Raw genomic sequence first — 21,128 nt, 5'->3', positions numbered from 1 at the left:
CCGGGTTGAAACCCGACCTACGGAGTGACGGCTGCGATCGCTGCGCGTAGCTGTCGATAACCCTCGACCACACGCGGGCCCGGGCGGCCGAGGAATTCCTCGCTGATCGCGACGATGCGCTGATCGCGCACCGCGGGCACCTGCTGCCAGCCGGGGCGGCGGCTGACGACGTCGCTGCGGTAGTTCGCGACCTTGACGCCACACCAGCTCATCGCGATGACGTCCGGCGGTGTCGCGAAGATCTGTTCGTCGGTCAGCGGCGCGCTCTTAGCGTCGATGGTCGCCCAGGGATTGATGCCGCCGGCAAGTTCGATCAAGTCCGTCGCCCAGGCCTGCCGGGTCGGGGCGATCACCGGCTTCGGCCACCATTCGATCAGCACGCGCGGGCCGTCCGGATTGGCGTGCGAAGGCATCGCGGCGCGCATCTCGGCGATCAACCGCTCGCCGCGCGCCGGAATGGCGAGCGCGGCCGCGATCCGGCGAATGTCGCGGTAGATGTCGTCGAGGCTCAGCGGATCGCAGACCAAGGTGGCGATGCCGGCGGCGTTGATCGCATCGACGATGCTTTCGTGACCGGGCACGGTCAGCGAAGTCAGCACGAGATCCGGCTGCATCGCGATGACCTCGTCGACCCGCAGATCGAGATCGCGGCCGAGCTTCGGCAGGCGGCTGACGACATCGACCGGGAAGTCGGAATCGTCGTCGCAGCCGATCAGGCAGTCGGCGGCGCCGAGCGCGCAGACGATCTCGGTGTTCGAGCAGGTGTGCGAGAAGACGCGCATGGCGCGGTACTCAGCCGCCGACGAAGGTCGGGAAGTAGCCGATCGTGTCGTGCACGCTCGCGTCGTGGGCCGGCACCACGATCAATCCCGGATTGGCGTCCTGCAGCGCGCGGACTTTCAGCACGGCGGCAAACGTCGCAGCGCGGTCGGCATCGACGATCAGGCTCGACACGCTGAACTTCGGCGCCGGCCGTTCCAGACCGAGATGATTCCAGACCGTGTCGCCGATGAAGAAGTAGCGATGGCCGTCCGGCACGGTGATCAGCAGACCGGAGGAGCCCGGCGTGTGGCCAGGCAGCGGCAGCAGCACGACACTGCCGTCGCCGAACACGTCGAAGCTCGCGTCGAAATCGGCGATTGCCGGGCCGCTGAACGTGAACGCGTGCCAGCGCGTGCTGGCATCGTTCAACTGCGATGGCAGATAGGCCGGCGGCTGGCCGCGGGTGGCGGCGCTGCGCTCGGCATCCGGCACCCAGACCTCGGCCTGCGGGAAGTCGACGATGGCGCTCGCATGGTCCCAGTGGGCGTGCGACAGGAAGATGCGATCCGGCGCGGCAAGACCCGCCGCTTGCAACTGTGTCGCGGCCGGATTGGCGTGCGCGTAGGCGAACACGGGCTTCGCCCACAGCGACATCTCGCTGCCGAACTGCTGGTCGACCTTCAGGCCGAGGCCGGTGTCGAACAGCAGGCGGCCGTTCGGGTGCTCGACCAGCACGGCGACGTGGTTGATCCGGGTCAGATGGAACAGGCTGCCGTTGGCGACGGTCATCGCCTCGAGGGTTGTGGCATCGCCGGTCCGGATCAGCGCGAAGCGCGTGCCGGCCGGCGCATCGACCACCGGCAGCGCCTCGCCGGTCGGAATCCGCACCTCCGGAACCGGCCACAGGCGCCAGGCGGCGAGGGCGGCGATCACGATCAGCAGCAACAGCTTGCGCATGGCGTTCGTTCGAGAGGGGAGACCGAGCGCCGATGATAGCGGGGCCATCGCGGCATCCCGCGTACAATCCACGGTGGGAGTCGGCCAGACAACCGCTGCCATCGAAAGATGGGGGAGGAAAGTCCGGGCTCCGCAGGACGATGTGCCAGCTAACGGCTGGGCGGCGCAAGCCGACGGACAGTGCAACAGAAAGATACCGCCGATGGCCGCGTGCTCGCATGCGGATCAGGCAAGGGTGAAATGGTGCGGTAAGAGCGCACCGCGAGTTCAGCAATGAACCGGCACGGCAAACCCCACATGGAGCAAGGCCAAATAGGGAGGGACGCAGCGCCGCAAGGCGTTGCAACACGTGGTCCGCGTGCTCTCCGGGTAGGCTGCTGAAGACGGCGAGTGATCGTCGTCGTAGAGGAATGGTTGTCTCGCGACCGCTGGCGCAAGCTGCCGGTCGTAGACAGAACCCGGCTTATCGGCCGACTCCCCTTCGAATTGGTCGTCCGTGCCCCGTCGTCACCGACGGGGCGTGCGGCGATATGGCGAGCGGCCGCTCGCCCACGCGCATCGCCTCATCCCGGCACGACGCCGTCGGATCAGGCGTTCAAGGCCGCTGCGAGCGGTGCTCGCGAAGCAGCGTGGCGTTTCGCGGCGGCTCGTCGGCGAATGCCGCATGGGGGGGGCACGAGACGGCGGACGCACTGCGCCGTCGGTCGCGAGCCAGGTGGGCCGATCCGGTGCAGACATTGACCGGTGCTCGGACCAGTCCCGACGCCGCGCGACGCGCGACGCAGTTCACACTTGTCTACCAATCATCTGCCCGGTGCTGCCGTTCACGGCGCGCAGCGTGCTGCACCGCACATGAGATAGTTGATCTAAATCATTGTTTTTGATGGCTTAGCCGTTCCTGAAGCTGAAATCCGTAAGCCCTTGTCACTACAGGCTTTTTACCCGCAATTACGCTTGCGGGGTGGTGTGACGTGGCATATAGTGGGGCGAGATGGTGCTCTGTGGATTTTCAGGGTGGTGTGGGCGTGATGGTGGGGCGAAAGGCCATGTTTGCTGGTTCCAACCGACTGACGATCGACGACAAGGGGCGCCTCGCGATCCCGGCGCGTCTTCGTGCGCAGTTGGCGGACGAGTACGGCAAGGAACTGGCCGTGACCCTCGGCCCGGAGTGCATCGAGATCTATCCCGCGCCGGTGTTCCGGACGATGGCGCAGCAGATTCCGAAGATCGCCGACCGCGCCAAGCGCGTGCTGGTGCAGCGCCTGTTCCTCGGCAACGCAGTTGAATCCGAGATCGACGGACAGGGCCGGATCGGCGTGCCGCCGCTGCTGCGCGACATGAAGGCGCTGGGCACCGATGTCGTGCTGGTCGGCGCCTACGATCATTTCGAACTGTGGTCGTATGCCCAGTGGCAGGCCAACAACACCGAAGGCCAGACCCACTACGCCGACGCCTTCGCGGCGCTGGCTGTGCCATGAGGCCGCCCCGTGCTGCCCTCATCGCCCGCGCAGTCTTCGATCGGGGCCGCTAGCCGGATGTTTGCGCATCGGCCAGTCCTGCTCGATGAAGCCCTGGCCGGACTTGCCGTCCGCCCGGGCGGAATCTATGTGGATGGCACCTTTGGCCGCGGCGGTCACAGCGGCGCGATTCTCGCCGCGCTCGAAGGTACCGGCGCACTGCACGGCTTCGATCGCGATCCCGAAGCCGCCCGCCATGCCGCAGCCGAGTTCGGCGCGCTGCCGAACTTCCATTTCCACAACCGCAACTTCGCCGATGTCGGTCGCGTGGCTGCCGAGATCGGCATGGCCGGCAAGGTCGACGGCCTGCTGCTCGATCTCGGCGTGTCCAGCCCGCAGTTCGACGATGCCGCGCGCGGTTTCAGCTTCTCGCACGATGGTCCGCTCGACATGCGGATGGATCCGTCGTCCGGCGAATCCGCGGCCGAATGGCTGGCGCGCGCGTCGGACGCTGCCATCGCCGACGTCCTGTACGAGTTCGGCGAAGAGCGCAACAGCCGCCGCATCGCCCGCAAGATCGTCGAGGCGCGCAGCGTCGAGCCGATCCGCACCACGGCCCAGCTCGCCAGCCTGATCGCGTCGGTGCCGGGCCCGCGCAGCTTCAAGATCCATCCGGCCACGCGCAGCTTTCAGGCGATCCGCATCCACGTGAACGGCGAGCTGTCGGCGCTGGAAACCGCGCTGGAAGCCTCGATCGGCCTGCTGGCGCCGGGCGGGCGCCTTGCCGTGATCAGCTTCCATTCGCTGGAAGATCGCATCGTCAAGCGTTTCATTCGCGACCACGCCCGTGACACCGATTTCGTCCGGGCCACGCTGGAGCCGGTCGGTCGTCAGTTCCCGACCGACGAGGAAGCGAGCGCCAATCCGCGCGCCCGCTCCGCCGTGCTGCGCGTCGCCGAGCGGCTGCCGTCATGAGCGCCACGTCGCGCAAGGACGTCGCATCGACCGGTGGCGGCACGCTGCTGCCGTTCACCCTCGCGCTGTTCGTCGTGATTTCTGCGCTGGCGGTGGTCCAGATCAAGAACGAGCATCGCCGGCTGGCCACCCAGTCCGAAGCGCTGCGCGTCGAGCACGAGCGGCTGGAGCTGGAATGGGCACAGCTGCAGCTCGAGGAAGCGACCCTGGCGCAGGCCGCCCGCATCGAGCCGATTGCCCGCGCGCAGTTCGGTCTGGTGGAGCCGGGCGCGTTCCAGATCGTCGAAGCCGGTGGCGCCGCAAGCGCGGCCGACTCGACGGGAGCACAGCCGTGACCGCCGCGTTCCGCAGCCAGCCCGATGCCCCGGAAGCCTGGCGCCGCAAGGCCGTGCTCGGCCTGTTCGGCGTGTTTGCCATCGTCATCGTCGGCAAGGCTTTCATGATGCAGGTGGTGGCACCGAGCGACTACAACCGCCAGGGCGATCGCCAGCACATCAAGACCCAGGAGCTGCGCGCTCATCGCGGTGCCGTGCGCGACCGCCATGGCGAGCCGCTGGCGCTGTCGGCGCCAGTGATGTCGATCACCGCCAACCCGAAGAAATTGCTGGCCGAGCCGCGCTACATCGCCGCCGCCGAAAAGGTGCTGCAGGAGCGGCCGGGCGAGCTGACCAGCTACCTGAAGGAACGCGATGCCCAGGGGCTGCAGCAGGTCTACCTGCGGCGCTGGATGAACCCGGACGACGCCCAGCGGCTGGCCGCGCTGAAGGCGCCAGGGGTCGAGATCGAGCCGGACTACCGGCGCTACTACCCGGCCGGCGAAGTCGCCGCGCACGTGGTCGGCTTCCTCGATTTCGAAGGCAAGGCGATGGCCGGCGTCGAACGCACGGCCGATACTGCATTGAGCGGTGCGCCCGGCAAGCGTCGCGTGGTGCGCGACAAGCGCCGCCGCGTGGTCGAGGATCCGGAGGAACTGAAGCCGGCCACGCCGGGCACCGACGTTCAGCTGACGCTCGATCTGCGGCTGCAGTACCTCGCGTACCGCGAGCTGAAGGCGGCCGTGGAGAGCAACAAGGCGGTTGGCGGCCTGATCGTGCTGGCCGATGCCCGCAGCGGCGACATCCTCGCGCTCGCCAGCCAGCCCGGCTTCAATCCGAACCGCTCCGACCTGCGCGAGCCGGAAGCGCTGCGCAACCGCGCCGTGACCATGACCTTCGAGCCCGGCTCGACGATCAAGCCGCTGATGGTTGCCGAGGCCCTCGAAGCGCGCGTGATCAGCCCGGATTATCACGTCGATACCGGCAACGGCACCTACAAGATCGCCGACGTCACCGTGCGCGATGTCCATCCGGCCGGCGATGTCGATCTGACCAAGCTGCTGGCGAAGTCGTCGAACGTCGGCGCCGCGCACATCGGCTGGCTGATGGGCGCGGAAACGATGTGGACCGGCTACAGCCGCTTCGGCTTCGGTGACCCGGTGCGCGCCGGCCTGCCGGCCGAATCGCCGACCGTGCTGCGCGACTTCCACCAGTGGCGGCCGTCGGACACGGTGACCGCGTCGTACGGCTATTCGATGACGGTCAACGCGCTGCAGTTGGTGCGCGCCTACTGCGCGCTGGCCAACGATGGCCTGATGCCGGCGCTGTCGGTCATTGCCCGGCCATCGGCCGTGCCGCCGCAGCGCGTGGTCTCGGCGCACACCGCGCAGCTGGTCCGCCGCATGATGGAAGGCGTGACCACGACCGGCGGCACCGGCACCAAGGCCGCGGTGCCGGGCTACCGCGTTGCCGGCAAGACCGGCACGGTCAAGAAGAACGAGAACGGCCGCTATCTCGAAGGCGTTCACCAGTCGGCCTTCATCGGCATGATGCCGGCCGAGCATCCGGAACTGGTCGCGCTGGTGATGATCGACGAGCCGGGCAATGGCGAGTACTACGGCGGTGCCGTGTCCGCGCCGGTCTTCGGCCGCGTGATGGCGGGTGCCGCGCGCCTGCTGCAGATCAAGCCGGACGAGATGCCGCCGGCGCTGCCGAAATCGCAGCAGGTCGTCGATGCCACGGCGGCGCCGCAGATCGCGAGGTCGCGTCCGTGAGCGCCGCCCTCGCCACGCGCAACCTGCGCAGCCTGCTGGACGGCATCGCCAACGGCGTGCCGGACATCGCCGTCACCGCGCTGGAACTCGACAGCCGTCGCGTCGTCCCGGGAGCTGCGTTTCTCGCGGTTCGCGGCTCGGCAGCGCACGGGCTGTCGCATGTCGGCCAAGCGCTCGAGCGCGGCGCGGCGGTCGTGCTGTGGGAGCCGGCTCCGGGCATCGCGGAATCGACACTCGGCGTGCCGGTGATCGCGATCGAAAGCCTGGCCCGCAAGGTCGGCGACATCGCCGCGCGCTGGTATCGCGAGCCGAGCCGCACCCTGTTCACCGCCGGCATCACCGGTACCGACGGCAAGACCTCCACCGCGCATCTGATCGCGCAGGCGCTGGAGCGGCTGGATCAGCCTTGCGCGTACTTCGGCACGCTTGGCTACGGCCGCCTTGGCGCACTGGTCGAGGCCTCGCACACGACGCCGGACCCGATCCGTCTGCAGGCGCTGCTGGCCGAGGCCCGCGACGCCGGTGCCACGTCCTGCGCGATGGAAGTGTCTTCGCACGCGCTGGATCAGGCGCGCGTCGGTGGTGTCGCGTTCGATGTCGCGGTGCTGACCAACGTCGGCCGCGATCATCTCGACTATCACGGCACGGTCGAGGCCTACGCCGCAGCCAAGCGTCGGCTGTTCGACTGGCCCGGCCTCGGTGCAGCGGTGCTGAACCGTGACGACGCGCACGGCGCGCGCTGGGCGGATGAACTTCAGCGGCAGGGCCGGCGCGTCATCGCCTACGGTCTCGGCGGCGATGTTCCGTCCGCTGGCGAATACGTGCTCGGCGATGACCTGGAACTGCATGCCGGTGGCCTGCGTCTGGCACTGCGCACGGCATGGGGCAACGGCCGGCTCGACTGCGCGCTGTTCGGCCGCTTCAATGCCTTCAACCTGCTGGCCGCGCTGTCGGTGTTGCTGGCGAAAGGCGTATCGCTGGCCGATGCGACGGCGGCGCTGCAGCAGTCGACCACGGTGCCGGGACGCATCGAAGGCTTCCGGGGCGCGCACGGCCCGCTGGTCGTCGTCGACTACGCGCATACGCCGCAGGCGCTGGAGCAGGTACTGATCGCGCTGCGCGCGCACACCACCGGCCGCCTGACGGCCGTATTCGGCTGCGGTGGCGATCGCGATCGCGGCAAGCGTCCGCTGATGGCGGCAGCCGCCGCTGCGCGCGCCGACCGGCTGATCATCACCGACGACAACCCGCGCAGCGAAGATCCGATCGCGATCACCGACGCCGTGCGCGCAGGCTTGCCGGAAGGCCGTGCCGCCCGCGTCATCCATGACCGCGCCACCGCGATTCGCGCGGCCGTGGACGCGGCGGATGACGGCGATGTCGTGCTCGTCGCCGGCAAGGGTCACGAGGACTACCAGCTGTATGGCGCCGAACGGCGCGACTTTTCGGACCGCGCCTTCGTCGCCGGTCTGCTCGGCCTGCCGGTGCGACCATGATGGAGAACCTGAGCGACGTCGCGCGCCGGCTCGACGCGAGCCTGCATGGCGCGGATGCCGCATTCGCGAGAGTTGTCACCGATACCCGGCAGCTGCAGCCGGGCGATCTGTTCGTGGCCCTGGTCGGCGAGCGCTTCGATGGCCACGACTACGTGCAGCGGGCATTGGCGCTCGGCGCGGTCGGCGCGCTGGTGTCGCGCCTCGTCGATGCCGGCGGCTCGCAGATTCTGGTGCCGGACACGCTCGATGGCCTGCAGCGCTATGCGCGCAGCTGGCGGCAGGATTTCGACATTCCGGTGATCGGCATCACCGGTTCCAGCGGCAAGACCACGACCAAGCAGATCATGGCCGCGGTGGCGGCCGAACGCGGCCCGGTGCTGGCCACCGAGGGCAACCTCAACAATCACATCGGCGTGCCGCTGACCCTGCTGAAGCTGCGCCGCGAGCACCGCACGGCGGTGATCGAGATGGGCGCCAACCATCATCGCGAGATCGCGCAGCTGGCGAGCTTCGCGCTGCCGCAGATCGGCATCGTCACGCAGGCCGGTGATGCCCATCTCGAAGGCTTCGGCTCGCGCGAAGGCGTGGCCCACGCCAAGGGCGAGCTGTTCGAGGCGCTCGATGGCGGGGTCGCCGTGATCAATGCCGACGATCCGTATGCACCGCTGTGGCGGCGGCTTGCGGCGAAGGCCTCGGTGCTGAGCTTCGGCCTGTCGCCGGAAGCCGACGTGCGCGCCGAAGCGGTGACCGGCGTGCCCGAGCATGCGCCGACCGCGACCGCGTTCACCCTGATCGCGCCGAGCGGCTCGATCCGCGTCGAGATCGCGCTGCCGGGTGCCCACAACGTGTCGAATGCGCTGAGTGCCGCCGCGGCGGGCCTCGCGATGGGGCTGACGATCGAGCAGATCGCGGCCGGTCTTGCCTGCGTGGCGCCGGTCGCCGGACGGCTGAACTGGAAGACGACGCGCGAAGGCGCACGGCTGCTGGACGACAGCTACAACGCCAATCCGACGAGCTTGCGCGCCGCAATGAACCTGCTCGCGAGCCTGCCCGGCCAGCGCGTGCTGGTGCTTGGCGAGATGCGCGAACTCGGTCCGGATGCCGCGACGATTCACGAAGACGCCGGGCGCGACGCGCGCGCGCTCGGCATCGAACGGCTCTACACCCTCGGTGCGATGGCGCAGCACGCGGCCGATGGCTTTGGCGCGCAGGCGCGCGGCTTCGAGCAGATCGACGATCTGGTGGCCGCGCTGCGCGATGACTTGAACGAAGGAGTGACGGTGCTGGTCAAGGGCTCGCGCGGCGCGCGGATGGAACGGGTCGTGGCGGCGCTGACCGGCTCGGCAGCCGAGGGTGCGCACTGATGCTGTACGCACTCGCCGAATACCTCCGGCACTACATCAGCGGCTTCAACCTGTTCGGCTATCTGACGTTCCGGGCGATCCTCGGCGTGCTGACCTCGCTGCTGTTCTGCTTCGTGTTCGGCCCGGCGATCATCCGCCGCCTGCAGGTGCTGAAGTTCGGTCAGGTGATCCGCACCGACGGCCCGCAGTCGCACCTGAAGAAGACCGGCACGCCGACGATGGGCGGCTCGATGATCATCGCCGGCATCGCCATCGCGACCCTGCTGTGGGCGGATCTGACCAACCGCTTCGTCTGGTTCGCGCTGATCGTGACGCTGGCCTTCGGCGTCGTCGGCTTCGTCGACGACTACCTCAAGATCACCAAGAAGAACACCAAGGGCCTCGTCGCCCGCAAGAAGTACTTCTGGCTGTCGCTGGCCGGCTTCGGCACCGCGGTGGCGATCTGGAGCACGGCGAAGACGCCGATCGAGACCGCGCTGATCGTGCCGTTCCTGAAGGACGTGACGATTCCGCTCGGAATCTTCTTCATCCCGTGGACCTATCTGGTCATCGTCGGCAGCTCCAATGCCGTGAACCTGACCGACGGTCTCGACGGTCTCGCGATCATGCCGACCGTACTGGTGGCCTCGGCACTGGCGATCTTTGCCTACGCCACCGGCAACGTGAAGATCGCCACGTACCTCGGCATTCCGTACATCCAGGGTGTCGGCGAGCTGGCGGTGTTCTGCACCGCGATCGCCGGTGCCGGTCTGGGCTTCCTGTGGTTCAACGCGTACCCGGCCGAAGTGTTCATGGGCGATGTCGGCGCCCTGGCGCTCGGTGCCGCGCTCGGCGTGGTCGCGGTGCTCGTCCGGCAGGAAATCGTGCTGGCGATCATGGGCGGCGTGTTCGTGGCCGAAACGCTGTCGGTGGCGATCCAGGTGACGTACTTCAAGTACTCCGGCGGCAAGCGCATCTTCCGGATGGCGCCGCTGCATCACCACTACGAACTGAAGGGCTGGCCCGAGCCGAAGATCATCGTGCGCTTCTGGATCATCACGCTGATTCTGGTGCTGATCGGGCTGTCGACGTTGAAGGTGCGCTGATGACACGGTCTCGCGAAGCGTCGGTGCGGGAATCAGCGCAAGGCACCGACCGCGTGGCCGTCGAATGCGATTCGACGCTCCCGGAGGCGTGCTGATGGAAAGCGCCGTGAAGCGTTATCGCGGACGTTCCGTGCTCGTCGTCGGCCTCGGCAAGAGCGGCGCATCGACCGCGCGCTACCTGTCGCGCGAAGGCGCGCGGATGGTGCTGACCGACTCGCGCGCAGCCCCTGCTGGCCTCGACGAACTGCGGGCGCTGGCGGGTGTCGACGGCATTCACGTCGGCGCCTTTGCCGCACCGGCACCGCTGTCGCAGTTCGCGTTCGCGGTGGTCTCGCCCGGCGTGCCGCTCGATGATCCGTTCATCGAGACGCTGCGCGCGGCGCAACTGGAACTGCTCGGCGATATCGAGCTGTTTGCCCGTCATCTCGCGACGCCTCCCGCTGACTCAGCGCTGCCGCCCGCTTCCCCGGGGCTGCCGCCCGCTGGATCCGCGCTCGAAAGTGCCCTTCAAGGCAGTTTCGAAGGCACACGCGCGACCAGCCCAACCGTGATCGGCATCACCGGTTCCAACGGCAAGAGCACGGTCACCGAGCTGGTCGGCGCGATGGCGCGCGAAGCCGGTGTCGTCGCCGGTGTCGGCGGCAACCTTGGCACGCCGGCGCTGGACCTGATCGATCCGGCGGTCCAGCTCTACGTGCTGGAGCTGTCGAGCTTCCAGCTCGAAACCACCGAATCGTTGAATCTGGTGGCGGCGACGGTGCTGAACATCTCGCCGGATCATCTCGATCGCCATGGCTCGCTGGAGCGCTACACGGCGGCGAAGGCGCGCATCTACGCACACGCGCAGGTCGCCGTGGTCAACCGCGATGACCGCTCGACGCATACCGGCGCGCATACCGCGCGGCGGGTCGTCAGCTTCGGTCTCGATGCACCGGCCAAGGGGCACTTCGGCCTGATCGAGCATGACGAACAGACCTGGGCCGCGCGAGGCGAGACGCCGCTGTTCCCGATCGCGAGCCTGAAGATCGAAGGCCTGCACAACGCCGCGAATGCGCTGGCCGCGTTCGCGCTGGCCGAGGCCGCGGGTCTCAATGAAGCCGGCATCTTCAAGGCGCTGTTCAGCTTCCCGGGGCTCGCCCATCGCTGCGAATGGGTGGCCGATCTCGACGGCGTGTCGTGGATCAACGATTCCAAGGGCACCAATGTCGGCGCCACGATGGCCGCGCTGCACGGCCTGCAGGGACCGCTGGTCTGGATCGGTGGCGGGCAGGGCAAGGGTCAGGATTTCACGGCGCTGCGGGCACCGCTGGCCGCCAAGGCGCGCCTCGCCATCGTGTTCGGGCAGGACGCGGCGGCGATCGAGCGCGATCTCGGCAAGTCGGTCGCGATCAAGCGCGTGCCGGACCTCGCGGCGGCCGTGGCCGAAGCGCGCGCGGCCGCGCAGCACGGCGACCGCGTGCTGCTGTCGCCGGCCTGTGCCAGCCTTGACCAGTACAAGAACTACGAGGCCCGCGGCGCGCACTTCCGCGAACTGGTGAAGGGGATCGCGGCGTGAGCGCGCAGATTGGCCGCCAGCAGAGCCTGAGCTTCGGCCTGTCGCCGACGCGCTACGGCCTCGATCCGATCCTGTGCCTGGTCGTCGCGATCCTGCTTGCCTGGGGTCTTGTGATGGTCGCCTCGGCATCGGTCGCGATCAGCGAGAAGATCACCGGCGTGTCGACCGCCTACTTCGTCAAGCGCCAGCTGGCGTTCGTCGTGCTGGGGCTCGGCTGTGGCGCGCTGGCGTTCACGGTGCCGATGCGATCGTGGGAATCGGCCGGCCCGCTGCTGCTGATGCTCGCGCTGTTCCTGCTGGTGCTGGTGCTGATTCCGGGTGTCGGGCTGGATCGCAACAAGGCACGGCGCTGGATCGACTTCGGCCTGTTCCAGATGCAGGCCTCGGAGCCGGCGCGGCTGGCCGTGGTGCTGTACCTCGCCGGCTATATCGTGCGCCGCCAGCTGGCGCTGCAGACGAAGACCATGGGCCTGCTCGCGCCATTCATCCCGCTGGCCTTCGTCAGCGGTTTCCTGCTGAAGGAGCCGGACTTCGGCGCCACCGCGATCCTGCTCGCGATCTCGATGCTGATGCTGTTCATGGCCGGTGCCCGGCTGCGCGATCTGGCGATCATCGGCGGCAGCCTGATCGCCGCCCTCGGCGTGATCGCGATCTGGGCGCCGTACCGCGTCAACCGTCTGATGCGCTTCTTCGACACGCCGGGCCGCGATTCGGACGGCAACATCGACCAGCTCGGTCAGGCGCTGATCGCCGTTGGCCGTGGCGAATGGTTCGGCGTCGGCCTCGGCAACAGCCTGCAGAAGCTGCTGTACCTGCCGGAAATGCACACCGACTTCATCTTCGCGATCCTCGCCGAGGAGTTCGGCCTGTTCGGCGTGCTGATCCTGATCGGCCTGTTCGGGTTGCTGGTCTGGCGCGGCTTCGTCATCGGTCAGGCTGCGGAACAGCTGAATTGCCGCTTCAACGCCTATGTCTGCTACGGCCTGTCGAGCTGGTTCGGCCTGCAGTCGCTGATCAACATGGCGGTGAACATGGGCGCGGTACCGACCAAGGGTCTGGCCCTGCCCTTCATCAGCTACGGCGGCTCGAGCTTGATCACGGTCTGCGTGATGGTCGCGTTGATCCTGCGCGTCGACTACGAGAATCGCTTCCTGCAGGCCGGTCATCCGTCCGCGCGGCGCACGACCAAAATCGAGCCGACGCCCTTGCGGCGCACGCCGGCCGGTGGTGGCTCGCGCCGCGAGCAGGACGGCACCGGGCTGTTCGCGTTCTTCCGCCGCCGCGGGGCCCGCTCATGAAGATCATGATCGCGGCTGGGCGTCTGATGACGCTGTGCGAGCACTGCTCGCAGTCGTCAGGCGCGCACGACCAGGGACGGTCGGGCCGGTGCCTGTCGGTCGCGCGCCGCGAGGCCATGGATGGCCGTGCCATCGAGTGCGAGGCCAGCCGATGAAAATCATGATCGCGGCCGGCGGCACCGGCGGCCACGTGTATCCCGCGCTTGCCGTTGCCAAGGTGCTGATGCGGCGCGGCCATACCGTGGTCTGGATGGGGACGCCGGACAGCTTCGAATCGCGCGTGGTGCCGCAGCACGGCATCGCGATCGAGCTCGTGCGGGTCAAGGGCCTGCGCGGGAAGGGCGTGATGAAGCTGCTCACTGCGCCGCTGGTGCTGGCGCGCGCGATGCTCGATGCCTTCGCCGTCCTCGGCCGTGAACAGCCGAACCTCGTGCTCGGCATGGGCGGCTTCGCGGCCGGTCCGGGCGGGCTCGCGGCGCGGCTGTCCGGCCGTCCGCTGGTGATCCACGAACAGAATGCGGCCGCGGGGCTGACCAATCGCCTGCTGGCGACGATCGCGTCGCGCGTGCTGGAAGCATTCCCGAAGACCTTTCGCCGCGCGACGACGGTCGGCAATCCGGTTCGCGCCGGATTTGCCGAGCTCGCCGCGCCGGCGCAGCGACTGGCGGCACACGGCAGCGTGCCGCGAGTGCTGGTGCTCGGCGGCAGTCAGGGGGCCCGTGCGTTGAACGAGATCGTGCCGGCAGCATTGGCGCTGGTCCCGGCTGAGGTCCGGCCGCAGGTTCGCCATCAGGCCGGTCGGACGCTGGACATCGCACAGACGGCCTATGCCCGTGCCGGTATCGATGGCGAGGTGACTGCCTTCATCGACGACATGCCGGCCGCCTATGACTGGGCCGACCTCGTCGTCTGCCGCTCCGGCGCTTCCACCGTTGCCGAGCTGGCCGCAGCCGGCTGCGCCTCGCTGCTGGTGCCGTTCCCGCACGCGGTCGACGACCACCAGACCCGCAATGGCGAGTATCTGGTCAAGGCTGGCGCGGCGCTGCTGATTGCCGAGCGTGACCTGACGCCGCGTCGCCTCGCCGACACGCTGATCGAGCTGTTCGCCAATCGCAGCCAGCTGTCGATGATGGCCACGGCCGCCCGCACGGCGGCCTGGACTGCCGCCGACGAACGCATCGCCGACCTGTGCCTGGAGGCCGCAGCATGAGCACCCTGGCAGCGCAGTTGCCGTTGTCCCAGCAGCCGATGCGGCGCGTGAAGCGCATCCATCTGCTCGGCATCGGCGGTTCCGGCATGGCCGGCATTGCCGAGGTGCTGCTGAACCTCGGCTACGGCGTGTCCGGTTCCGACCTGAAGGAGAGTGCGGCGACGCGGCGCCTGATCTCGCTCGGGGCCTCGATCGCGTATGGCCATGATGCCGAGCGCATTGCCGGTGTCGATGTCGTGGTCGTCTCGACCGCGATCAAGGCCGAGAACCCGGAACTGGCGGCCGCCAAGGCGGCACGCATTCCGATCGTGCGCCGCGCCGAGATGCTCGCGGAGCTGATGCGCTTCCGCTATGGCGTCGCCGTGGCCGGCACCCACGGCAAGACCACGACCACCAGCCTCGTGGCCAGCGTGCTCGGCGAAGGCGGTCTGGATCCGACCTATGTCATCGGCGGCAAGCTCAAGAGCGCCGGCACCAACGCCCGTCTCGGGGGCGGCTCGTTCCTCGTGGCCGAGGCCGACGAGAGCGACGCCAGCTTCCTGCATCTGACGCCGATGGTCGCGATCGTCACCAACATCGACGCCGACCATCTCGAAACCTACGGCGGCGATTTCCGCCGCCTGCGCGCCACCTTCATCGAGTTCCTGCAGCGCCTGCCGTTCTACGGCCTCGCCGTGCTGTGCGCGGACGATGCCGAAGTGCGCGGCATCATCGAGGACATCGGCCGCCCGGTGCTGACCTACGGCATCGACGAGCCGGCCGACCTGCGTGCGGCCAATATCCGCTTCGAGTCCGACGGCGCGCGTTTCGACGTGTTGACTGCCGATGGCGCGGTCGAGCCGATGCACTTGAACCTGCCGGGCCGGCACAACGTGCTGAACGCGCTCGCCGCGATTGCCGTGGCGCGCGAGCTCGGTGTCGGCTTCGATGCGATGCGCAAGGCCTTTTCGGAATTCCAGGGCGTGGGTCGTCGCTGCGAATCGCATGGCGACTGGCGAGTCGGCGAGGCCACGGTGCGCATCGTCGACGACTACGGCCATCATCCGCGCGAGCTGAAAGTGACCTTCGACGCGATCCGCGGCGCCTATCCGGGCCGCCGTCTGGTCGTTGCGTTCCAGCCGCACCGCTACAGCCGCACGCGCGACCTGTTCGACGACTTCTGCGCCGTGCTGAGTGAGACCGATGCGCTGGTGCTGACCGAGGTCTACGCCGCCGGCGAAGCGCCAATGGTCGATGCCGACGGCCGCGCGCTGGCCCGCGGCATCCGCGCCCGCGGCAAGGTCGAGCCGGTGTTCGTCAAGACCGTGGCCGACGCACCCGAAGCGCTGGCGTCGATCGTGCGCGATGGCGATGTGCTGCTGACGGTCGGTGCCGGCGACATTGGCAGCCTGGCCGGTCTGCTGACGGCTGCCCGCGAGGCGTCGGGCGTGCGCCGTGAGGCGGAACAGCAGGGAGGTGTCGCGTGATGCGCGAGCCTGCCCTGATCGCCGTTCGCGGCGTCGTCCGTGTTGACGAACCGCTGTCCCGCCACACCAGCTGGAGAGTCGGCGGACCTGCCGATCGCTACTTCGAGCCGGCCGACCGCGACGATCTGATCGCCTTCGTGCGTCGGTTGCCGGCCGACGAGCCAGTGTTGTGGCTCGGCCTCGGTTCGAACCTGCTGGTGCGCGATGGCGGCTTCCGCGGCACGGTGATCGCGCTGCACGGCGCGCTCGATGCGCTGCGGAGCGAAAGCCCCGACACGCTGTACGCCGAAGCCGGACTGCACTGCGCACGGCTGGCCAAGTTCGCCGAGCGTCAGCAACTCGCCGGTCTCGGCTACATGGCCGGCATTCCGGGCACGGTCGGCGGCGCGTTGGCGATGAATGCCGGTGCCTGGGGCGGCGAGACCTGGCCGACGGTCGCCGAAGTCGAAGTGCTGCTGCGCGACGGTTCGACGGTTTGGCTGAAGCCATCGGCATTCGCGACGAGCTATCGCACCGTCGTGCCGCCGGCGGATGTCCTCGGCTATCTCGCGGCGCGCTTCAAGGTCAGCGCGGATGTCGATGGCCGCCACGCCGCCGCCACGCGGACGTCGCTGGCGCAGCGCAAGGCCACGCAGCCGGTCGGCAAGCCGAGCGCAGGCAGCACGTTCCGCAATCCGCCCGGCGATCACGCCGCGCGTCTGATCGAGTCCTGCGGGCTGAAGAACCACCGCATCGGCGGCGCGCATGTCTCGCAGCAGCACGCGAACTTCATCCTGACCGAGGACGGCGCCACTGCCGCCGACGTCGAAACCCTGATCGAGCACGTCCGCAACGTCGTGAAGCAGAAGTCCGGAGTCGATTTGCATCCTGAAGTAAAGATGGTCGGGGAGAAGGCCGATGCGTAAGCGCGTGTCCGATCCAAAGGCGTTCGGAAAAGTGGGCGTGCTGCTCGGCGGCTGGTCGGCCGAACGGCAGGTTTCGCTGTGGTCGGGCGAAGGCGTGCTGGCGGCACTGCAGCGGCTCGGCATCGACGCCGTTGGCATCGATGCCGATCGCGACGCGATCCTGACGCTGCCGAAGCGCGGGCTGGACCGTGTGTTCAGCGTGCTGCACGGCACCGGCGGCGAGGACGGGACGGTGCAGGCGGTACTCGACCTGCACGGCATCCCGTACCCGGGTTCCGGCGTGCTGGCCTCCGCACTCGCGATGGACAAGCTGCGCACCAAGCGCATCTGGAAGGCCGAGCGTCTGCCGACGCCGGACTGGCGGATTCTCGAGAGCGCGGCCGACGCGCACAGCGCCGCCGATGTCTTCGGCTACCCGTTCATCATCAAGCCGGCGGCCGATGGTTCGAGCGTCGGCGTGTCGAAGGTCAAGAACGTCGATCAGATCGATGCCGCGTTCGCGCTGGCGCTCGGCGACAACGGCCGTGTGGTGATGGCGGAAGCCTTCGTGGCCGGCGGCGAGTACACCTGCGCGATGCTCGATGGCCAGCCGCTGCCGGTGATCCGGATCGAGCCGGCCGGCGAGTTCTACGACTACCACTCGAAGTACATCTCGAACGACACCCGCTACATCTGCCCGACCGATCTGGTACCGACGCACGAGGCGGAGCTGCAGGCGATCTGCGCCAGAGCCTTCGACGCCATCGGCGGCCGCGGCTGGGGCCGCGTCGACTTCATGATGGATGCGCAGGGCAAGCCGTGGCTGCTCGAAGTGAACACGCTGCCAGGCATGACATCGCACAGCCTGGTGCCGATGGCCGCCCGCGCCGTCGGGATGGATTACGACGCGCTGTGCTGGGCCATCCTCGAGACGACGCTGGCCCCCGGCGGGACCCCGACGCCATGAACACCGGAGCCCTGACCATGCGGGACGATGCGCCGAGCTTGCCGCCCTTCGCGATTCCGGCGCTGTCGCTGGCGCTGCTGGTGGCGGCGCTGCTGGTGCTGAAGTCGGTGCTCGCTCCGGTGGTCAATCAGCCGGTGGCGGCGGTGACGGTGGATGGCCAGCTGAATCGCCTGCAGGCGGTGGAGATCGTGCGCGCGACCGATGCCGGCATCGGCCTGCATCTGTTCGATGCCGATCTCGACGCGATGCGTGAACGCATCGAGGCGCTGGCCTGGGTCAGCCATGCCCGCGTCAGCCGCCAGTGGCCGGACACGCTGAACGTGCGCGTGACCGAGCGCGTGCCGTACGCGCGCTGGGGCGAGGCGCGGATGATCGATACCGACAGCCGCCTGTTCACGCCGCCGTTCGACCAGATTCCGCAGGACCTGCCGCTGCTGTCGGCACCGCCCGGCCACGAAGCCGAAGCCGCCGCCGTGTTCGAGACGCTGCGCATGGCGCTGGCCAGCAGTGCATTCGTGCCGGGCGGTCTGTCGCTCGATGCCCGCGGCGAGTGGCGGATGACGGTGGCCGCCACGGCCGGCACCGGGGCCGGCATCGAGCTGCGCTTCGGTCAGGACGATCCGCGCTCGCGCGTGGCGCTGGTGCTCGGCGCCGTGAGCAGCACCCTGCTGCCGATGCTGGACCAGGTCGCCTATGTCGACCTGCGCTATCCGAACGGATTTTCCGTGGGCTGGAAGAACGGCGTTCCGCCGTCGATCGCGAGCGGCAAGTCGGCCGCTCGGGGTTTGAGCCAGGGCGTGGCCGATGGCCCGAACAACGACGCCAATCCCGAGATTTCACACTGATGAGCAAGAACAAGAAGCCCGAGTATCTGGTCAGCCTCGACGTCGGCACGTCGAAGGTGGCCGCGATGATCGGCGAGATCGGCGCCAACGGCGTCGTGCAGGTCGTCGGGCTCGGCACGGCGCCGACGCGCGGCCTGAAGAAGGGCGTGGTGATCAACATCGACAACACGGTGGAGTCGATCCGCCGCGCCGTCGAAGCGGCCGAGCTGATGGCGAACTGCCGCGTGCGTGCCGCGCATGTCGGCATCACCGGCACCCACATCCGCAGCCTGAATTCGGTCGGCGTGGTGCCGATCCGGCATCGCGAGATCACCGCGCGCGATGTCGATGCCGTGATCGAGGCCGCGAGCGCGATGGCGATTCCGGCCGATCAGCAGATCCTGCATGTGGTGCCGCAGGAGTACGTGGTCGATGGTCAGGAAGGCATCCAGGACCCGATCGGCATGTCCGGCGTGCGGCTGGAAGCCAAGGTCCACATGGTCACCGGTACCTTGAGCGCAGCGCAGAACCTCTACAAGTGCGTGGAGCGCTGCGGGCTGACGGTCGAGAAGCTGGTGCTGCAGCATCTGGCCTCGGCCGATGCCGTGCTGTCGCAGGACGAGCGCGACCTCGGCATCTGCGTCGTCGACATCGGCGGCGGCACCTGCGACATCGCGGTCTACAAGGGCGGCTCGATCCGGCACACGGCGGTCATCCCGATCGCCGGCGATCTGGTCACCAGCGATATCGCCGTGGCTTTCCGCACGCCGGCGCAGTACGCCGAGCAGATCAAGATCCGCTATGGCTGCGCGCTGCCGGAACTGGTGGCGCACGACGCGCCGATCGACGTGCCCGGTGTCGGCGAAACGCCGACGCGGCATCTGTCGCGCCAGATGCTGGCCGAAGTGATGCGGCCACGGTTCGAGGAATTGTTCCGCTATGTCCGCAAGGAACTGCATCGCGCCGACCTGTACGAGCTGATCGCCGGCGGCGTCGTGCTCACCGGCGGTGTCGCGCAGACGCCGGGCATCCTCGAACTGGCGGAAGAAGTGCTGGAAGTCGGCGTGCGCCTCGGGCTGCCGCAGGACGTGACCGGCATCGACGAAGTCTCACGCTCGCCGGCCTACGCGACCGGCGTCGGCCTGCTGCTGTTCGCGCGCCAGCAGCGCCCGATGGCCGGCGGCATGGGCATGGGCATGCGCCGTCTCGGCAACAGCGAGGCCGGGCAGTTGTTCACACGAATGAAGGGCTGGTTCAAGGGAAACCTGTGAGCCAGCGGTAGCGATTCAACAGCGTTTTGGGCGGCGGTACCTGTAGCAACGGGCGGTCTGGCGGTTTGGGCATTCGACGAGTGACGGAGAAGACAATGGGCGGAAACAAGCAATCCAACGAGCTGTATGAACTGGTCGACGGCGTCACGCCGCGCGCGGTGATCCGCGTGATCGGTGTCGGCGGCGGCGGCTGCAACACGGTCAACCAGATGGCGGCAGCCGGCATCGGCGGCGTCGAGTTCATCGTCGCGAACACCGATCGCGACCACCTCGAGAAGTGCCTGCCGACGCTGCAGCTGCAGATCGGCGCGGAAGTGACGCGCGGCCTCGGTGCCGGCTCGAATCCGAAGGTTGGCCGCGAAGCCGCCGAGGAAGATCGCGACCGCATCCGCGAGATGCTCGAAGGCACCGACCTGCTGTTCATCACCGCCGGCATGGGCGGTGGCACGGGAACCGGTGCGGCGCCGGTGATCGCCGAGATCGCGCGCGAACTCGGCATCCTGACCGTGGCCGTGGTCACCAAGCCGTTCCCGCATGAAGGCAAGAAGCGCATGGCGATTGCGCAGGAAGGCATTCGCGAGCTGCAGCAGCATGTCGACTCGCTGATCATGATTCCGAACGAGAAGCTGCGTCTCGTGCTCGGCGGCGCGGTCACCTTGCTGAACGGCTTCAAGGCCGCGAACGATGTGCTGCAGAATGCGGTGCAGGGCATTTCCGACCTGATCACCCGTCCGGGCATGATGAATGTCGACTTCGCCGACGTGAAGACGGTGATGACCAATCGCGGCATGGCGATGATGGGCCTCGGCTCGGCCAGCGGCGAAGATCGCGCCCGCAAGGCGGTCGAAGCGGCGCTGTCCAGCCCGCTGCTCGACGATCTGGAACTGATCGGCGCCCGCGGCATCCTGGTCAACATCACCAGCGACGAGTCGCTGACGCTGGACGAACTGGAACTGATCAACGAGCGCATCGGCGAGATCGGCTCGCACGAAGCCGACATCAAGTGCGGCACCTCGTTCGACCCGACCCTGGGTGGCGAACTGCGCGTCACGGTCGTCGCCACCGGTCTCGATGGCTCGCGCGCGGCGGCCAAGATGCCGCAGCCGGAAGCGATCAACCCGCGCCTGCGCGGCATCGGTTCGGCGCCGCTCGGCACCGCCGGTCTCGGCGGCGGCGGTGTCGTGACCTCGCTGCGTCAGCCGTCACCGGCGGCCTGGCCGGCGCGTCTGCACGACCACGAGCCGAGCGCGATGCCGGTGCGCAATGCCCGCCCGGCCGTGGCGCCGGCGTTTGCGGCACTGGAATACAACGAGGAAATGCTCGACATCCCGGCGTTCCTGCGCGCGCAAGCCGATTAAGCGGCCGACTGAAAAGTCGACCCTGCACGCGGCACCCGCATCGTCGAAACCTTGCAAGCTGTGGGCGGCGCGCGACCTTCGCCCAGTCGCGCGCCGCGCTTCATGGCCGC

Annotated in this window: 19 protein-coding genes and 1 other RNA gene; 18 read left to right on the top strand and 2 right to left on the bottom strand. The window is 68.4% G+C overall.

Annotation, left to right across the window (positions count from 1 at the left end):
• Positions 1–17 precede the first annotated feature (17 nt).
• Together QZ951_RS13065 and QZ951_RS13060 are read right to left on the bottom strand one after the other, a co-directional pair.
• Positions 18–782 carry an ABC transporter substrate-binding protein gene (locus QZ951_RS13065; protein ID WP_293001142.1) on the bottom strand — a complete coding sequence of 255 codons (765 nt, stop codon included), beginning with the start codon at positions 780–782 and terminating at the stop codon, positions 18–20.
• A 10-nt stretch (positions 783–792) separates the two neighbouring features.
• Positions 793–1,719 carry an MBL fold metallo-hydrolase gene (locus tag QZ951_RS13060; RefSeq protein ID WP_293001141.1) on the bottom strand — a complete coding sequence of 309 codons (927 nt, stop codon included), beginning with the start codon at positions 1,717–1,719 and terminating at the stop codon, positions 793–795.
• A 76-nt stretch (positions 1,720–1,795) separates the two neighbouring features.
• On the opposite strand from QZ951_RS13060, the gene rnpB reads away from it, so the two are divergent.
• The 18 genes from rnpB (at position 1,796) to ftsZ (ending at position 21,018) form a co-directional block, all read left to right on the top strand.
• An RNA gene (gene rnpB / locus QZ951_RS13055) (RNase P RNA component class A) lies at positions 1,796–2,201 on the top strand.
• Positions 2,202–2,765: 564 nt separating this feature from the next.
• Positions 2,766–3,197 (top strand): division/cell wall cluster transcriptional repressor MraZ, encoded by a 432-nt coding sequence (gene mraZ / locus QZ951_RS13050; RefSeq protein ID WP_293001140.1) that lies wholly within the window; start codon positions 2,766–2,768, stop codon positions 3,195–3,197.
• A gap of 57 nt (positions 3,198–3,254) precedes the next feature.
• Positions 3,255–4,151, top strand: a complete 897-nt coding sequence (gene rsmH, locus QZ951_RS13045) for a 16S rRNA (cytosine(1402)-N(4))-methyltransferase RsmH (RefSeq protein WP_293001139.1) — start codon at positions 3,255–3,257, stop codon at positions 4,149–4,151.
• Positions 4,148–4,486: a cell division protein FtsL gene (gene ftsL, locus QZ951_RS13040; protein WP_293001138.1), complete on the top strand. Its 339-nt coding sequence runs from the start codon at positions 4,148–4,150 to the stop codon at positions 4,484–4,486. Before rsmH ends, ftsL begins: the two co-directional genes overlap by 4 nt.
• Positions 4,483–6,240: a penicillin-binding protein 2 gene (locus tag QZ951_RS13035; RefSeq protein WP_293001137.1), complete on the top strand. Its 1,758-nt coding sequence runs from the start codon at positions 4,483–4,485 to the stop codon at positions 6,238–6,240. The genes ftsL and QZ951_RS13035 overlap by 4 nt, the downstream gene beginning before the upstream one ends.
• Entirely contained in the window at positions 6,237–7,736 is a 1,500-nt protein-coding gene (locus QZ951_RS13030) for a UDP-N-acetylmuramoyl-L-alanyl-D-glutamate--2,6-diaminopimelate ligase (protein WP_293001135.1), read from the top strand. The genes QZ951_RS13035 and QZ951_RS13030 overlap by 4 nt, the downstream gene beginning before the upstream one ends.
• Positions 7,733–9,100, top strand: coding sequence for a UDP-N-acetylmuramoyl-tripeptide--D-alanyl-D-alanine ligase (gene murF, locus QZ951_RS13025; protein WP_293001133.1), 1,368 nt, complete (start codon positions 7,733–7,735; stop codon positions 9,098–9,100). The genes QZ951_RS13030 and murF overlap by 4 nt, the downstream gene beginning before the upstream one ends.
• The gene (gene mraY / locus QZ951_RS13020; protein ID WP_293001131.1) at positions 9,100–10,185 is read left to right on the top strand and encodes a phospho-N-acetylmuramoyl-pentapeptide-transferase; all 1,086 of its coding nucleotides are present in this window, start codon (positions 9,100–9,102) and stop codon (positions 10,183–10,185) included. Before murF ends, mraY begins: the two co-directional genes overlap by 1 nt.
• 94 nt (positions 10,186–10,279) lie before the next feature.
• Positions 10,280–11,740 carry a UDP-N-acetylmuramoyl-L-alanine--D-glutamate ligase gene (murD, locus tag QZ951_RS13015; RefSeq protein WP_293001129.1) on the top strand — a complete coding sequence of 487 codons (1,461 nt, stop codon included), beginning with the start codon at positions 10,280–10,282 and terminating at the stop codon, positions 11,738–11,740.
• Positions 11,737–13,038 (top strand): putative lipid II flippase FtsW, encoded by a 1,302-nt coding sequence (ftsW, locus tag QZ951_RS13010; protein WP_293001127.1) that lies wholly within the window; start codon positions 11,737–11,739, stop codon positions 13,036–13,038. The genes murD and ftsW overlap by 4 nt, the downstream gene beginning before the upstream one ends.
• Positions 13,035–13,193 carry a hypothetical protein gene (locus QZ951_RS13005; RefSeq protein WP_293001125.1) on the top strand — a complete coding sequence of 53 codons (159 nt, stop codon included), beginning with the start codon at positions 13,035–13,037 and terminating at the stop codon, positions 13,191–13,193. The genes ftsW and QZ951_RS13005 overlap by 4 nt, the downstream gene beginning before the upstream one ends.
• Positions 13,190–14,248, top strand: coding sequence for an undecaprenyldiphospho-muramoylpentapeptide beta-N-acetylglucosaminyltransferase (gene murG / locus QZ951_RS13000; protein ID WP_293001123.1), 1,059 nt, complete (start codon positions 13,190–13,192; stop codon positions 14,246–14,248). The genes QZ951_RS13005 and murG overlap by 4 nt, the downstream gene beginning before the upstream one ends.
• Entirely contained in the window at positions 14,245–15,714 is a 1,470-nt protein-coding gene (gene murC, locus QZ951_RS12995) for a UDP-N-acetylmuramate--L-alanine ligase (protein ID WP_293001121.1), read from the top strand. The genes murG and murC overlap by 4 nt, the downstream gene beginning before the upstream one ends.
• On the top strand, positions 15,714–16,619 hold the full coding sequence (gene murB / locus QZ951_RS12990) for a UDP-N-acetylmuramate dehydrogenase (protein ID WP_293001118.1): 906 nt from the start codon (positions 15,714–15,716) through the stop codon (positions 16,617–16,619). The genes murC and murB overlap by 1 nt, the downstream gene beginning before the upstream one ends.
• A gap of 4 nt (positions 16,620–16,623) precedes the next feature.
• The gene (locus QZ951_RS12985; protein WP_293001116.1) at positions 16,624–17,565 is read left to right on the top strand and encodes a D-alanine--D-alanine ligase; all 942 of its coding nucleotides are present in this window, start codon (positions 16,624–16,626) and stop codon (positions 17,563–17,565) included.
• Positions 17,562–18,410, top strand: coding sequence for an FtsQ-type POTRA domain-containing protein (locus QZ951_RS12980; protein WP_293001114.1), 849 nt, complete (start codon positions 17,562–17,564; stop codon positions 18,408–18,410). Before QZ951_RS12985 ends, QZ951_RS12980 begins: the two co-directional genes overlap by 4 nt.
• Complete coding sequence (gene ftsA / locus QZ951_RS12975) at positions 18,410–19,660, top strand: cell division protein FtsA (protein ID WP_293001112.1); 1,251 nt, start codon at positions 18,410–18,412, stop codon at positions 19,658–19,660. The genes QZ951_RS12980 and ftsA overlap by 1 nt, the downstream gene beginning before the upstream one ends.
• Positions 19,661–19,782: 122 nt before the next feature.
• A complete protein-coding gene (gene ftsZ / locus QZ951_RS12970) occupies positions 19,783–21,018 on the top strand; it encodes a cell division protein FtsZ (protein ID WP_366943918.1) in 1,236 nt (411 codons plus the stop codon).
• Positions 21,019–21,128: the final 110 nt, after the last annotated feature.

The sequence above is a fragment of the Nevskia sp. genome (assembly GCF_021732705.1).
Classification (GTDB): Bacteria; Pseudomonadota; Gammaproteobacteria; order Nevskiales; family Nevskiaceae; genus Nevskia.
Note: the sequence above shows the minus strand (reverse complement) of the source record. Positions and strands in the feature narration are given on the sequence as shown.

Excerpts from the sequence above, each read along its gene's own strand:
- QZ951_RS13065 (WP_293001142.1), bottom strand. The coding sequence starts at position 782 with ATGCGCGTCTTCTCGCACACCTGCTCGAACACCGAGATCGTCTGCGCG.
- QZ951_RS13060 (WP_293001141.1), bottom strand. The coding sequence starts at position 1,719 with ATGCGCAAGCTGTTGCTGCTGATCGTGATCGCCGCCCTCGCCGCCTGG.
- mraZ (WP_293001140.1), top strand. The coding sequence starts at position 2,766 with ATGTTTGCTGGTTCCAACCGACTGACGATCGACGACAAGGGGCGCCTC.
- rsmH (WP_293001139.1), top strand. The coding sequence starts at position 3,255 with ATGTTTGCGCATCGGCCAGTCCTGCTCGATGAAGCCCTGGCCGGACTT.
- ftsL (WP_293001138.1), top strand. The coding sequence starts at position 4,148 with ATGAGCGCCACGTCGCGCAAGGACGTCGCATCGACCGGTGGCGGCACG.
- murF (WP_293001133.1), top strand. The coding sequence starts at position 7,733 with ATGATGGAGAACCTGAGCGACGTCGCGCGCCGGCTCGACGCGAGCCTG.
- mraY (WP_293001131.1), top strand. The coding sequence starts at position 9,100 with ATGCTGTACGCACTCGCCGAATACCTCCGGCACTACATCAGCGGCTTC.
- murD (WP_293001129.1), top strand. The coding sequence starts at position 10,280 with ATGGAAAGCGCCGTGAAGCGTTATCGCGGACGTTCCGTGCTCGTCGTC.
- QZ951_RS13005 (WP_293001125.1), top strand. The coding sequence starts at position 13,035 with ATGAAGATCATGATCGCGGCTGGGCGTCTGATGACGCTGTGCGAGCAC.
- murG (WP_293001123.1), top strand. The coding sequence starts at position 13,190 with ATGAAAATCATGATCGCGGCCGGCGGCACCGGCGGCCACGTGTATCCC.
- murC (WP_293001121.1), top strand. The coding sequence starts at position 14,245 with ATGAGCACCCTGGCAGCGCAGTTGCCGTTGTCCCAGCAGCCGATGCGG.
- murB (WP_293001118.1), top strand. The coding sequence starts at position 15,714 with ATGCGCGAGCCTGCCCTGATCGCCGTTCGCGGCGTCGTCCGTGTTGAC.
- QZ951_RS12980 (WP_293001114.1), top strand. The coding sequence starts at position 17,562 with ATGAACACCGGAGCCCTGACCATGCGGGACGATGCGCCGAGCTTGCCG.
- ftsA (WP_293001112.1), top strand. The coding sequence starts at position 18,410 with ATGAGCAAGAACAAGAAGCCCGAGTATCTGGTCAGCCTCGACGTCGGC.